The sequence below is a fragment of the Bifidobacterium hapali genome (genome assembly GCF_002259755.1).
GTDB classification, from domain to species: domain Bacteria; phylum Actinomycetota; class Actinomycetes; order Actinomycetales; family Bifidobacteriaceae; genus Bifidobacterium; species Bifidobacterium hapali.
This window is the reverse complement of sequence record NZ_MWWY01000026.1, coordinates 47,676-61,534: the sequence shown is the minus strand read 5'-3', so window position 1 is coordinate 61,534 and position 13,859 is coordinate 47,676. Positions and strand designations below refer to the sequence as shown.

At 56.5% G+C, this 13,859-nt stretch carries 11 protein-coding genes; 6 read left to right on the top strand and 5 right to left on the bottom strand.

The window, feature by feature from the left end:
- Positions 1–264: 264 nt before the first annotated feature.
- Entirely contained in the window at positions 265–1,074 is an 810-nt protein-coding gene (locus BHAP_RS07215; protein WP_169713184.1) for a TetR/AcrR family transcriptional regulator, read from the top strand.
- Between the two features lie 192 nt (positions 1,075–1,266).
- Complete coding sequence (locus tag BHAP_RS07210; protein ID WP_169713187.1) at positions 1,267–2,298, top strand: glycosyltransferase family 2 protein; 1,032 nt, start codon at positions 1,267–1,269, stop codon at positions 2,296–2,298.
- Positions 2,299–2,440: 142 nt separating this feature from the next.
- On the opposite strand, the gene leuD is transcribed toward BHAP_RS07210, so the two are convergent.
- Positions 2,441–3,127: a 3-isopropylmalate dehydratase small subunit gene (leuD, locus tag BHAP_RS07205; RefSeq protein WP_094730060.1), complete on the bottom strand. Its 687-nt coding sequence runs from the start codon at positions 3,125–3,127 to the stop codon at positions 2,441–2,443.
- Between the two features lie 39 nt (positions 3,128–3,166).
- On the bottom strand, positions 3,167–4,570 hold the full coding sequence (leuC, locus tag BHAP_RS07200) for a 3-isopropylmalate dehydratase large subunit (protein ID WP_094730059.1): 1,404 nt from the start codon (positions 4,568–4,570) through the stop codon (positions 3,167–3,169).
- Between the two features lie 244 nt (positions 4,571–4,814).
- Between leuC and BHAP_RS07195 the strand changes: the two genes are divergently transcribed.
- Entirely contained in the window at positions 4,815–5,699 is an 885-nt protein-coding gene (locus BHAP_RS07195; protein ID WP_244569341.1) for an IclR family transcriptional regulator, read from the top strand.
- 13 nt (positions 5,700–5,712) lie between these two features.
- Here the strand turns inward: BHAP_RS07195 and BHAP_RS07190 are convergent, their stop codons facing one another.
- Positions 5,713–7,080 carry a metallophosphoesterase gene (locus BHAP_RS07190; RefSeq protein ID WP_094730058.1) on the bottom strand — a complete coding sequence of 456 codons (1,368 nt, stop codon included), beginning with the start codon at positions 7,078–7,080 and terminating at the stop codon, positions 5,713–5,715.
- 491 nt (positions 7,081–7,571) lie between these two features.
- On the opposite strand from BHAP_RS07190, the gene BHAP_RS07185 reads away from it, so the two are divergent.
- From BHAP_RS07185 to BHAP_RS07175, 3 genes are all read left to right on the top strand, one after another.
- Complete coding sequence (locus BHAP_RS07185) at positions 7,572–8,291, top strand: DedA family protein (protein ID WP_094730057.1); 720 nt, start codon at positions 7,572–7,574, stop codon at positions 8,289–8,291.
- A gap of 519 nt (positions 8,292–8,810) precedes the next feature.
- Positions 8,811–9,632, top strand: a complete 822-nt coding sequence (locus tag BHAP_RS07180) for an alpha/beta hydrolase (RefSeq protein WP_094730056.1) — start codon at positions 8,811–8,813, stop codon at positions 9,630–9,632.
- Positions 9,633–9,930: 298 nt separating this feature from the next.
- The gene (locus BHAP_RS07175; protein WP_094730055.1) at positions 9,931–10,722 is read left to right on the top strand and encodes a TetR/AcrR family transcriptional regulator; all 792 of its coding nucleotides are present in this window, start codon (positions 9,931–9,933) and stop codon (positions 10,720–10,722) included.
- A gap of 26 nt (positions 10,723–10,748) precedes the next feature.
- Here BHAP_RS07175 and BHAP_RS07170 read toward each other — a convergent pair whose 3' ends face one another.
- Both BHAP_RS07170 and BHAP_RS07165 read right to left on the bottom strand, forming a co-directional pair.
- Positions 10,749–11,672: an ROK family protein gene (locus tag BHAP_RS07170; RefSeq protein ID WP_094730054.1), complete on the bottom strand. Its 924-nt coding sequence runs from the start codon at positions 11,670–11,672 to the stop codon at positions 10,749–10,751.
- A 95-nt stretch (positions 11,673–11,767) separates the two neighbouring features.
- A complete protein-coding gene (locus BHAP_RS07165) occupies positions 11,768–13,831 on the bottom strand; it encodes a beta-galactosidase (protein ID WP_094730053.1) in 2,064 nt (687 codons plus the stop codon).
- Positions 13,832–13,859: the final 28 nt, after the last annotated feature.

The window sequence follows — 13,859 nt, the reverse complement described above, 5'->3', positions numbered from 1 at the left end:
TAGTCTGGTAAATTAATTTTAATAGTAATTCATTTAGTATACTGTACTAAATTAATTTAACGCATAATGTAACACACCTGAAGTTTGTTGCACTGCCACCGCATCACCCTCAATCACCCTCGATAAAGCAGGGCCTTCTCCTCAAATGTCATAACATGCCATAACATGTCATATTAGACGCATCTCGAATTGCGCTATTGCGAACGATACGCTCATACGCTCGGCGTACTCGCTACACTGATAAGCATGGCCAATACTTCACGCATGACATCGCTTCAACGCCGCGAACAACTCATTCAAGTTGGGCGCGCATTGTTCGCAGCTAAAGGATTCGAGGCGGTGAGCGTGGAGGAAATCGCGGCGAGCGCAAAAGTGAGCAAGCCGATCGTATACGAGCACTTCGGCGGCAAAGAAGGACTGTACGCGGTGATCGTCGACCGCGAAATGCAGGCGCTCACCAGCGCGCTTACAGCCACACTGTCCGACCCAGATATGCATCCGCGGCAGATCGTTGAACGCGCGGCGCTCGCACTGCTCACCTATATCGAGGAAAACGCGGACGGATTCCAAGTGCTCGTGCGCGATTCGCCGAGTACCGATCCGGCTGGCTCGTTCAGCTCGCTACTCGGTGATATTTCGCTGCGCGTCGAAGATTTGCTCACAGCAGCGTTTCGACGGCAGAAGTTATCGGCAAAAGGCGTGCCGTATTACGCGCAAATGCTCGTCGGCATGACCGTGTTCACCGGTCAGTATTGGGCTGATCGGCCGAAGGTAAGCAAGGAGCAGCTCGCCGCGTACATCGTTGATTTGGCGTGGCACGGCCTGTCGCGACTCGATTCCAAGCCGACTTTGCGATTCGAGGGGCGACACGCGAAGGGTCGCGCGGCACGCGGCGATAATGGTAGCAACGATACGACTGTTACGCCGGTCGCGCGCGAGGGACTGCTAGTTAGCAGAGATGACGGTGGCACCCCAGTTGACAGCGACAGTAGCAATGGCAGCGGCGCAAGCAATCAGCCCACGCAAACCGACACCGAGAACCCGCCAATCACCCCAAAACCTAGTCTCACATAAGACGCTAGTGGTAGGTTGTAGAGAAACATAAGCGACATAAGCGCGTACCCGCCGCACGGTGGCCGCGCGCAGCCCACGCAGTCATGCCCGCAACACATGGCAGCACGCAGCGAGGAGACCATGACCCAAACCACGACGGCGAATCCAACGTCAACCGCAGCGACCAACATCGCACGGAACATCGCGCAGAATATCGCGCAGCCCGTCACGCTCACATTCATCGTGCCCGCGTACAACATGGAGGAATATCTCGAACGCTGTGTCACGTCGCTGCTGCAAGCGTCCGACATCCGCGATATCGAGGTCCTTATCGTCGACGACGGTTCGCACGATGCAACCTCGCAGCTCGCCGACACGTACGCCGCCCGCTGGCCGCGCAACGTCCGCGCGATTCATCAGCCGAACAAGGGTCACGGCGGCGCGGTCAACACAGGTATCGCAAACGCGCGCGGCACGTACGTTAAGGTTGTTGACGCCGACGACTGGATCGACTCGCAGTCCATCGACCGCATGATGGACACGTTGCGCGAGCAGCGCGCGTCGAATACGCCGGTCGACATGGTCGTGACGAATTACGTGTACGACAAGGTCGGCAAGCGCCGCCTGCACACGGTGAATTTCCGCCACGCGATGCGCGCGGGCGAGGTACTTACGTGGGACGAACTCGGTCATTTTGGGCTCGCGGAGTACATTCTCATGCACGCGCTCACGTTCCGTACTGCGGTGGTGCGCGAGTCCGGTATGCAGCTACCTGAGCACACGTTTTACGTTGATTTTATTTACGCGTATCAGCCGTTTACGAAAGTGCGCACGATGCTGTACCTTGATATGCCGTTTTACCATTATTTTATTGGGCGCGAGGGTCAGTCTGTGCAGACGGATGTGATGATTCGTCGCGTTGACCAACTGCTGCTTGTCAATCAGCGGATGCTTGAGGCGACGCCGGAGCCGGGGAGTGTGCCGGACGGTCTGTATCGGTACATGATTCATTTTCTTGCGATTGAAAGTTGCGTGGCGTCCGTATTTTTGATTTTGTCGCGCGATCCTGAAAATTACGAGAAGAAGCGGCGGATGTGGGCTGCGATCGCTGAGTATTCGCCGGCGATTTATCGTGACGTGCGACGCAAAGTGATGTCGCGCGCGATTAATCTGCCGGGATCTGGTGGCCGATGGGTGGTCCGGCACGGATATCTCGTAGCCGAGCGAGTAGTCGGTTTCAACTGATCGCAGCTCCCCATAACGGACTTTGCCGTTAAGCAAGCTAATAAACTGCGCTACTGTTTGCTTAACAGTGCTGTCCTGACAAGGAGAGCCGAGATAACAACATATCTGACACCCGCCTGTTACTCAGCCGAGCGATCGCAAACTAGTCGCGATCGGCGATCGGCCCGGCCCACTCCTCCGCGCGCTCAGGCTCGCGAGCGGAAGCAATGGGCTCTTCTGGCAGATGCTTGGCGGGAATGGTCTTGGGCTTGAACGGGAATCGTTCGGCACGCATTTTCTCGTAGGCAGCGATGTCATCCTCATGCTGGAGCGTGAGATCAATATCGTCGTACCCGTTCATCAAACGCCAACGCACGTAATCATTCACCTCGAACGGCAGCGTCACATCGCCGCACGTCACGGTACGATCCTCAAGCGAAACCGTCATCGTGCGCCCAGGTTCCTCTTCGAGCAGCTTCCACAGCAGCTCGACAGACTCTTGCGGCATAATCGCAGCCAGAACACCGTTTTTCGCAGTGTTGCCGTAGAAAATATCAGCAAATCGCGGCGCAATAACCACACGGAATCCGTAATCATGCAATGCCCACACCGCGTGCTCACGCGACGAACCAATACCAAAATCCGGTCCAGCAACCAGAATCTGGCCCTTCGCATACTCAGGCTTGTTGAGCACGAACTGTGGGTCGCGACGCCACGCATAAAACAGCGCGTCGTCGAAGCCAGTCTTGGTGACGCGCTTCAAAAACACGGCAGGAATAATCTGATCAGTATCGACGTTAGAACGGCGCAGCGGCACGCCCACGCCGGTCAACGTGGTGAGTTTTTCCATCTATAACAGTCCTTTACACAAACAGCAGACGAGTACCAATCACAGATCAGCCGGCGACGAAATCGTACCGCGGATAGCAGTGGCAGCAGCAACCTGCGGCGACGCCAAGTGCGTGCGCGATCCTTTGCCCTGACGACCCTCGAAATTACGGTTCGATGTCGAAATCGAACGCTCGTCAGGCACGAGCTTGTCCGGGTTCATGCCGAGGCACATCGAGCAGCCAGCGTTACGCCATTCCGCACCAAAGTCCTTGAAAATCTTGTCAAGTCCTTCACGCTCGGCTTGCAAACGCACACGAGACGACGCCGGAACCACAAGCACGCGGTGAATCGACTTAGCCTTGTGATGGCCCTTCATAATCGCAGCCGCCGCACGCAGATCGTCAATACGACCGTTCGTGCACGAGCCAATGAACACGGTGTCAACCGGAATGCTCTTAATCGGCATGCCAGGCTTCAAATCCATATACGTCAGTGCACGTTCGGCAGCCGCGCGCTTGGTTGCATCCGCGATCTCGCTCGGAACTGGCACGTTAGCGGTAATCGGCAAGCCCTGACCGGGGTTCGTGCCCCAAGTGACGAACGGGCCGAGCTTGGTCGCGTCGATATCCACAACCTTGTCGAACACCGCGTCATCATCGGTTTTCAGCGTCTTCCAGTACTCAACCGCTTTATCCCACATCTCGCCCTCGGGCGCATGCGGACGGCCCTTCAAGTACTCGAATGTCGTCTCGTCGGGCGCGATCATGCCGGCGCGCGCACCGGCTTCGATCGACATGTTGCACACGGTCATGCGCTCGTCCATTGTCATCTTGCGAATCGCGTCGCCACGGTATTCGATGACGTGACCTTGGCCGCCGCCGGTGCCGATTTTCGCGATGATCGCAAGGATAACGTCCTTGGCGGTCGCATCGGCTGGCAGTTCGCCGTTGACGTTGATCGCCATTGTCTTAAACGGCTTCAACGACAGTGTTTGCGTTGCCATCACATGCTCGACTTCAGATGTACCAATACCGAACGCGAGCGCACCGAACGCACCGTGCGTCGACGTATGCGAGTCGCCGCACACGATCGTCATACCCGGCTGCGTGAGGCCAAGAATCGGCGCGAACGCGTGCACGATACCTTGATCAGCGTCACCGAGCGGATGCAGACGCACACCGAATTCCTTGCAGTTCTTTTCCAGCGTGCTCAGCTGCAACGCACTCGTTTTGTCTGGATTCGGGCGATCGATGTCGACGGTCGGCGTGTTGTGATCTTCCGTAGCGATGAGCTGATCAACGTGACGCGGTTTGCGACCTGCTAAACGCAAGCCTTCAAACGCCTGCGGACTCGTAACCTCATGCATGAGCATCAGATCGATGTACAGCAGGTCGGGTGCCCCATCGCTGCCCTTGCGCACCAAATGATCGGCCCAGACCTTTTCGGCCAGTGTCGTTCCCATTCGGAATTCCTCCTAATTTTTTTCTGCGAGGTCTTGTACTCTCGCGTTCTTCGTGGTATATAGCCTATGATTTGCACCTTGGACACAAGCGGCGGCGGCCGGTATATGAGATAAGATGTGGACTGACGTGTGCCATATTCCCCCGAATACCTCACGCTATCTCAAACGTGTTTGATCGCCATACCGCGCAACCCGCCCGAGCGCATTTTGCGTTTCACTATGTGAGATGGCATAATCAACGACTATGACTTCTCCCAGCGCAAACGAGACAACCACGCCCGAAGAGCGGCTTGACAACCAGACGATCGACGACACTCAGCCAGACGATATTGAGACGGCTGAGACTGCCGAAGCTGCCGAGGATGCAGCAGATGATGCAGATGACGCAGCAACCGAAGCGGACGGCGAAATCCATTCCGGCGTCGGCGTACTCGATAAAACAGTAAAAATCCTTGACGCGCTCGAATCTGGCCCAGCCACGCTCGGTCAGTTGGTCGCGGCGACCGGACTGGCGCGTCCGACCGCGCATCGTCTAGCAATCGCACTGGAACGGCATCGCTTTGTACTGCGCGACCAGCACAGCCGATTTGCGCTCGGCTCGCGTTTCGCTGAGCTGGCTGCGGCCGCTGGCGAAGATCGACTGCTGACTGCTGCTGGACCGATTTTGCAAACGCTGCTTGATCGTACCGGTGAGTCTGCGCAAATTTACCGCCGTCAAGGCGATCAGCGCGTGTGTATCGCTGCTGTGGAGCGCGCTTCTGGCTTGCGTGATTCGATTCCGGTGGGCGCGATGCTGTCGATGGAAGCTGGCTCAGCTGCACAGATTTTGCTCGCGTGGGAAGATTCTGAACGCATGCATCAGGGATTGCGTCACGCAAAGTTCAGCGCGGCGAAGCTGGCTGCTGTGCGCAAACGCGGTTGGAGCGAATCGGTGAACGAACGCGAAGAAGGCGTGTGCTCGATTTCTGCGCCGATTCGCAACGCTTCCGGTCAGGTGATTGCCGCGATCTCAATTTCCGGCCCGTCTGGCCGTATGGGCAACGCACCCGGCCGCCGCTACGCGCCGCTGGTGATGGCCGCTGGCAAGTATCTGACCGATGCGCTGATCAAGGCATCCGCTGGCCGCTAAGTTTTCTCCACGCTTATCGGCGCAAGGCTGCGCGAATCCTGCTCCACAATGTCTTTTTGTGGAGCAGGTTCATGCCTTCACTGTCGGCTTTCACCGACGCAATATCGTACGCATACGCTTTACGCGAGCTCGGTTTGCCTACTAAATCACCAAATTCCAACAGTTGCGTGCGCGGATTGTACGGATGACGAATATCAAACTCGAACAGTCGCGCCGCCCGCTGTTCCGGCGCGGGACCGTACGAGCCAAATCCACAGGTCGGTGTTGCGACCATCATCAAACCGCCAGACTCGCCGACGAATCCGTTGCGATGATCGTGACCCGCGACAATACCGAAGTAACCGCCGTCTCGCAGCATCGCAAACTCACGACCGTCGTAATCTGGGCAACTAATTCCCTCGCCCAAGTAACTACCGGGCTGCGTTTTCGATTCATCCAGCACGTAATACTGCGATTCGTACGCGCGGTAACCCTGAATCGCACCCGGCGCGTTGCGTTCGGCGACCTTGAGCAGATCGTAGTACTGCGGAACCGGCATGTGCTGGAATACCAACGATTTCGCGCCAAGCATTTCTGGTACCGAGTACAGAAAGTTGAGCGTGCGCTGATCTGGCCTCGCGTAACCACCTTCAGGCGAGTAGTCGCCGGAATCTGCAACGACGAGCGCGAGGACTGTACGAGTACGATCAACATCCATGACCGGCAGCGCGAACGTGCCCGGTGCGAACGGATATACGCGCTGATCTGGCAGACCGCTCATCGGCGCGGCTTGTGCAGTTGGTATCGCGTATGTGCCGCCGCTGGATTGAGTACGATCGGTTTCAGATACAACTTCGATCGTTCCTGTCTTTACGATATCGCTGTCATCTGCCGCAGACTTGTCAGCAGTACTGTCGTCCGGCACAACGTTCAGGCATCCGGGAAACTCGCGGTAGATCGAGTCTAACTGTGCGTTGTCAAGTCCGCACTGGAAATCGTGATTGCCGTACGTGACCGCGAACGGAATCCCGCGGTCGACGAGCGGCTTGAGAAACGCTGCAATCTCTTTGCGGACCAGCGCACGCGTTGCGTCGAGCTGATCAGGTCGACTCGTTTTAGCCGGCGTCCAGCGACGTTTGCGGAACGTCGCCGCGAACGCAGTATCATATCCGGCGATCTGATTGCCAGTGAACACGACGAGATCTGGACGCGCGGCATCGAGCGCGGCTGCGATCAGTTTGATCGTGTCTTTGGCAACGTTCGGACCGTCTTGGATATCAGCAAGTTGCAGAATACGGAATTTGCCCGAATTATGGAACTGCAGACGACCCAGCCGAGCCGATACGGACAGCGGTCGCTGCTCTTCGCCACCTTGCGCGCGATCATGATTGAGTTCCGTCATGTCCTCAAGACTAACGCACTTCCTGAGAAGAAACTGAATGTTGTGGGGCGAGTTTTCAGTAGAAGAGGTATGAATCTGTATGAATCTTTAGGGACGCAGCGGGACAGTGACGTTTGTGTGGGCCTTGCGTGGGCATAAACTGTCTAATCCAAGTCCCCTTCTGTTCCCTTCCGCCGGAATATCACAAAAACAGGGGTCAAAACGTGATATTCCGGCGGAAATCAAACAAGGTCCGCCGGAATATCACGTTTCGGGACCTATTTGTGTGATATTCCGGCGGAACATCAGTCCCCTTCCGTTCTGTCTAATTCAAACTGCAATGTGGGCATAAACTGTTCATGAAAAAGCCAATTCCGCTTCCACATGAACAGTCCATGCCTACATCGTGTGTAAACAGACAGTCCATGCCCATGCCGCATTCTTACACGGTGGCTGGTATCGTGCTGAAAGACTACTGATGTGACATCCGCAACGTTATTGACAGGATTTTCATGGGTTTTATCAATTTCATCATCGAGCTACTGAAAGACCCGCGTGCTGCGATCGCAAGCTGGATTGCGATGGGCGTGGCGCCTACGCTCGGTTTTATTTTCCTCATTGTGTTCATCGAGACCGGTGTGGTCTTCTTCCCGTTCCTACCCGGCGATTCGCTACTGTTCGCGGCTGGTGTGTTTGCCGCGCCCGACGCAACCACAGGTCAGGTCGCACTGCCACTGCACTATTTATTGCCGGTTGTGTGGTGCGCGCCGATTATTGGCGACCAGTGCAACTATTTCATCGGTCATTTCTTCGGTCGCCGCATCATTGAATCCGGCAAAGTGAAAGCCATGACGCCGGAGCGCATTGAAAAAACCGAAAAGATGATCGAAAAGTGGGGTCCGCTCGCTGTGTTCCTCGGTCGTTTCTTCCCGTTTATCCGCACGTTTATGCCGTTTATCTCTGGCATTTCGGGTATGCGTTGGCGCAGATTCACCCCGTTCTCAATGCTTGGTGGTTTCGTCTGGTCGTCGCTGTTCACGCTGCTCGGCTACTTCTTCGGTAATATTCCGGCCGTGCAAAAGCACTTTGAGCTGGTGATCGTACTGATTTTGGCCGTATCGTTGATTCCAACGATTGTCGGTCTGCTCAAAGCCAAGTTCGGCAAGAAGAAGCCAGCCGATAACGAGTCAGGCGATCAGGATTCCCCAGTGATTCCCAAGCACGCCAAGTAACAGCTCCCGTCAGCACCCTCATGCGCGCGCTGACAACTGTGCCCCGCGTTCGCTGACAAGCATCACAGTGCCCCTCCACCGCGTTCGCTGACAGCCCCCCCCCTAGTGGCGGAAAACGCTCGCTGAGCATGTCCTCAGCGAGCGTTTTCCGCCACTACCTATATACCTCGAACGGTGGGTGGCGGTTTTCTCTCACTGAGTCACTCTCAGTGAGAGAAAACCGCCACCCACCGTATCGGGCAGTCAGTATCGGCCATTCACGGCCATCATTCCTAACCAGTTCCCACCGCCTATCCGTTCGTCTCAACTTCAAAAAGCCTTTTAACCAGTCGCACACATCGAAGCACAGTCCTCAGCAACGAGGTAACACACCCACTTATCTCTTATTTATAACTCTATAAATAACATGATAGACTTAAGCGCATAGCAGTGACCAACGGTGCAGCTATCGTGAATGCCGTACTCGTATCCCGGCCAATCGACAAACCGGATATCGAATGTTGTCAGAGAGGATGTTTCATGCAGTACATTGACCAAACTATCACCGGCATTGACGGCACCGAGGCGCGTTTCGTTGGCTATGTGATCGACAACTCCCCCGAAGTCGACATGCAACGTCGTCGCCCGGCCGTACTCGTCATCCCCGGCGGCGGCTACGAAATGACCTCTGACCGCGAAGCCGAGCCAATCGCGTTGAAGTTCGTGGGCGCCGGTTATAACGCATTCGTACTGCGATACTCGTGCAAGCCGAGCGTATATCCGACTGCACTGTGCGAGGCTGCTGAAGCAATGCGACTGATTCGTGCGCACGCCGACGACTGGCACACCAACCCCGATCGCGTGGCCGTGATCGGCTTCTCAGCAGGCGGTCACTTGGCTGCGAACCTCGCCACGAGCGTTGGCGACGACGATCTGGTCGCGCATAGCTACGATCCCGACGCGGTACGTCCGAACGCGCTCATGCTCGGCTATCCGGTGATTACTTCCGGACCGCTCGCCCACCGCGGCAGTTTCAACGCATTGCTCGGCCCGGATCGCAAGGACGATCAGGCGTGGCTTGACAAGCTGTCGATCGAGAAGCATATCGACTCGAAAACGCCGCCGGTGTTCGTCTGGCACACCGTACCGGACGACTGCGTACCGATGGAAAATACGCTAATGCTGATTTCCGCATGCAAGGCAGCTGGCGTGAGCATTGAGGCACACCTGTTCCCTGAAGGCGGCCACGGCCTCGCGCTCGGCACCGAAGAGACCGCGTGGGGCGGCCAAGGCAATATCTTCCCATGCATTCAAGTCTGGCCACGTCTAGCCATCGATTGGCTCGGCCGCCTGTTCGACTAGCCGTCGGCGTATCACCATACCACCCGACACATCGCGCCATCACGCACCTCAGTGCTCAGTTACGGCCTCCACAGCCCCTCCAAACGGCCGTAACTCAGCACTATCCGCACCCCACCATTGAGTTACGGCCTCCACAGCCCCTCCAAACGACCGTAACTGAGCACTATCCGCACCCCACCATTGAGTTACGGCCTCCACTCGCGCAACACGCCCGGAATCATAGCCTTATTTATAGAGTTATAATTAACGAAAGCACGACACCAATCGCGCACTCCGTCAACATAAGGAGGATGTGGTCATGACCGTCGCAGCATGGGAACGGTTCCTAAACGACGAGGCCAGCTGGCCAGCAGCCTCGCGCACCACGGAACACGCCACGGTGCGCGACACCACGTCAGGCACCACGTTCACCAAGCGCAAGCGCATGAGCCCCGAGGAACGCCATCTGCAGATCATGCGCGCCGCCACGAAAATCATTGCATCTAAAGGCTTCTGGGGCATGTCATTGCAGGATATTGCTGACGAAATAGGCATTACTGAAGCCGCACTCTACCACTACATTGACTCGAAAAACGAGTTACTGTACGCGATTTTGGCGGAAGATTACGATACACAAGACGCGGAAGAATATAACGCAGCTACTGCGGCAGTCACTGATGCGGACGGTCATCGCGTGTTCTATTTCCCGCGTTACTGCGTCAATATCGTGCTGTACAACTTGCAGCGACCGGAGATGGTACAACTGTTTTCGATGCTCAACGGCGAGGCATTGAATCCTGAGCACCCTGCACACAATTTCTTTATCGGCCGTCACCTGCGTAACTGGGAGCAGATCGGTTCGATGAACTGGATTATGCCGGACAGTTACGATGAAGAGCGGTTTTATCACGTGTATACGCTGGCGATGTCCGCGATGGACGGACTGCAGTATCGTTGGCTGGCGGACCATTCCGTAAACTTGTTGGAGGAATGGCTCGCGTTTTCTGACGAGATGTTCCCGGAAACAATTTGGAACGGATTCCGTGATCCGAGCGAACGTGAGCTCAACGACGACTGCTTGTTACCGCTCACACTGGCGTGGCGACAGTAGCACGACACGATTGACTACAGCACAAGCTACGCAGCAAGCGCATCACTACCAGAGATACTCGCCCCGCGTTCGGCCATGAACGCATCGTATGCACCGTAGAAGGCGGACACGTTTGCGTACCGGCAGCGCGTAATCGGTGTACGGAAATCCTTCCACGACGGATGCCGTTCAAGCGCCTGCCGAATCAGCGCAATGAAATCAGTCTCCTGACTAATCAAACCGCCGAGCAACACACACTGCGGATCCATTACCGCGATCACGTTGAAAATCGCGATCGCAATATATTCCGCCCAATCCTCCACGAGCGGGCGAATTTCCGGCTCATCAATGCGCCGCAGCAAGCTCGACGGCACTACGCTGTCCGCAGGCACATGGAATCGCTCAGCGTATCTCGTCGCGAGAGATGTCATACCAGTATATTCGTGTAACGTTTTCCAGCCACCAGTTTCATAATTACTGGCGATCATGCCGAACTCACCGGCACGCCATGCACGACCGCGGTGGAGTTTTCCGTCGATGACAATCGCGCCGCCCATACCGGTATCGGTGATCGTAATGACTACGAAATCATCGTATTTACGCGCGTTACCACGGTTTTTCTCCGCGATCGCCACGCAGTTTGCATCATTTTCCATCCATGTAGGAATCGACGTGCCGAGCGCGGCGTTAATATCGTCACCAAGACGATGATGTGAGATAGGCGCAAGTCGTCCGGATGCGGTTGCAAACTGCTGATCAACGTTGACGAATCCCGGCACGCTGAACGCAATACCGTCAATCGGCTCGGTTTGCTGGCGAACAATCTTAACTAGCGCCTGCAGAAAATCATCGTAACTTGCCGACGGTGTCGCGATGGACGACGGCACTCCCATGACACCGTTCGTCATCTGCATATATCGGGTAAAATTAAACCCGACTTCAAACGTCAAGATTCGTTGGACGCCGCTCATGGTTTTCCTCCTTATCGTCACCACCACAAACAACACCGCACGTCGAATGGCGACCAGCTTACGCCAGACACTGGTCGCCGTGGCGTTCGACTAACTTATCGTTCGACAATCACGATCTGATATGGAGCGAACGTCAGTTCACTGCTGAGTACGCTGCCGCTGAGTAGATCATTATGACCGGCGAGTTCCGGCACGACTACTCGCTGTTCGCGATCAGTCAGATTCATGACGAACGTGAACGTGCGGCCGTCGTCGCTCGTGCGTTCGGCAAACTCGACACCGTCCGGCAGATCGTGTGTGGTCAGTCCAGCCGCAGCGATGATCGGCTCAGCGAACGCATCCATGCCAGCCTCGTCAAGCGGCGTGCCGACGTAGTAGCATTCGCCGTCGCCGACCGCATGCACGCTGACGGCTGGCGTACCTGCGTAGAATTCGTCACCACCGTAGATCGCGAGCGCACGGGCGCCTTCGAGATGCATGATGCTTGCCACGATTTCGCCGGATGCCTGCCGCAGTGCGTCGCACTTGGCATCGCCGCAGAACTCGACCGGAATCGTCTCACCCGGTGCGATAGCATCGATTTCTTCAGCCCACACGCCGGCAAGCGCGCGCAACGGTCCGGGGTAGCCGCCCGGAATCACGAGATCATGTTCGTCGTGTACGGCGCTCATGTATCCGGTGATGAACCGTCCGCCGCCGCGCACATACGACTCAACCGCGTCCGCAACGCCCGGCTTGATCACCATCAACGCAGGCGCGACGACAATCGCATACTGCGCAAGCTGATCGGCTGGCGTCGTACTTTCGATCACGTCGACCGCAATGCCGCGCTTGTTAAACGCGCGATAGAAACGATGTACTTCTTCCGGATATGAGAATCCGGCGGTCGGACCAACGCAACCTTCGAGCGACCAGTAGCTATCCCAGTCGAACATGACGGCGACGCGAGCGCGTACGGTCGAGCCCATGATTTGCGGTGCGACGCGTTCCAATGCAGCTCCGAGCGCGGCCGTTTCGCGGAATACGCGCGATTGTTCCGTACCGTCGTGCGCGATGACTGCGCCGTGGAACCGTTCGCAACCGCCGATCGACTGACGCATTTGGAAGAACTGGACCGTGTCCGCACCGTGCGCGACCGCTTGCCAGCTGAGCGCAGCAACTTCGCCGGGACGCTTGACTTTGCAGTACGGGAACCAGTTCTGCTGATTCGGCGTCTGTTCCATGAGCATGAACGGTTTGCCACCGCCCACGCCGCGCATCAGGTCATGGTTGAGGCCCACACGGCTCGCCGGCATGCCCATGCCCGGGTAGTTGTCCCAGCTGACCACGTCCATTTCGCGACCCCATGCGAAATAGTAGATGTCTTTGAACGTGCCCATGAGATTCGTGGTGATCGGAGTGGCGGTGTCGTGCGCGCGCACGGCATCGCGTTCACCCTTGTAGCAGGCGAGTTGCGATTCGCTTTGGAAGCGACGATAGTCCATCATCAGGCCCGAGATAACGCCTTTTTTGAGGTCCCAGTCGGAGCCGAGTCCGTCACCGAGTTCGACTGGCGGCATGATATCGTCCCAGTCGAGGATCGTGTGACTCCAGAAATTCGCGCACCACGCGTAATTGAGCGCGTCGATCGTGCCATATTTCGCGCGCAGCCATGTGCGGAACGCTGCGGCGCAATGATCGCAGTAGCACAGTCCGCCGCCACCGCCGTACTCGTTGCCGATATGCCATGCGACCAATCCGGGCGTTCCAGCGTAACGTTCGGCGATCTTGCCAGCGAGTGCAGTTGACATCGTGCGGAAGACGGTCGAGTTCGGGCAGAAGTTATGACGGCCACCGAACACGCGACGCTGACTGTTGAACGTCGTGCGAATGACTTCGGGATGCGTACGCACGAGCCACGCGGGCAGTGCGGCAGTGCCAGTAGCGAGCACGATATTGAAGTGATGTTTGACGAGCAGATTGACAATCTTGTCGAGCGTCGTGAAGTCGTACGTGTGCTCGTCTCGCTGGAGTAGCGCCCACGAGAACACGTTTATCGTGGCCTCGTTGATGTGCGCGTCTTCGAGCATCTCGATATCATGCTCCCACGTGTCTTCTGGCCATTGTTCGGGATTCCAGTCGCCGCCGAAGAGGACTGTATCAAAAAGTGGTGTGGTCATTGGTGGTCCTTTATTTATTTAGGTCGCA

Coding starts and splice junctions, on each gene's coding strand:
- BHAP_RS07170 (WP_094730054.1), bottom strand. CDS start 11,672: ATGAGCGGCGTCCAACGAATCTTGACGTTTGAAGTCGGGTTTAATTTT.
- BHAP_RS07165 (WP_094730053.1), bottom strand. CDS start 13,831: ATGACCACACCACTTTTTGATACAGTCCTCTTCGGCGGCGACTGGAAT.
- BHAP_RS07180 (WP_094730056.1), top strand. CDS start 8,811: ATGCAGTACATTGACCAAACTATCACCGGCATTGACGGCACCGAGGCG.
- BHAP_RS07190 (WP_094730058.1), bottom strand. CDS start 7,080: ATGACGGAACTCAATCATGATCGCGCGCAAGGTGGCGAAGAGCAGCGA.
- BHAP_RS07215 (WP_169713184.1), top strand. CDS start 265: ATGACATCGCTTCAACGCCGCGAACAACTCATTCAAGTTGGGCGCGCA.
- BHAP_RS07195 (WP_244569341.1), top strand. CDS start 4,815: ATGACTTCTCCCAGCGCAAACGAGACAACCACGCCCGAAGAGCGGCTT.
- leuD (WP_094730060.1), bottom strand. CDS start 3,127: ATGGAAAAACTCACCACGTTGACCGGCGTGGGCGTGCCGCTGCGCCGT.
- BHAP_RS07175 (WP_094730055.1), top strand. CDS start 9,931: ATGACCGTCGCAGCATGGGAACGGTTCCTAAACGACGAGGCCAGCTGG.
- leuC (WP_094730059.1), bottom strand. CDS start 4,570: ATGGGAACGACACTGGCCGAAAAGGTCTGGGCCGATCATTTGGTGCGC.
- BHAP_RS07185 (WP_094730057.1), top strand. CDS start 7,572: ATGGGTTTTATCAATTTCATCATCGAGCTACTGAAAGACCCGCGTGCT.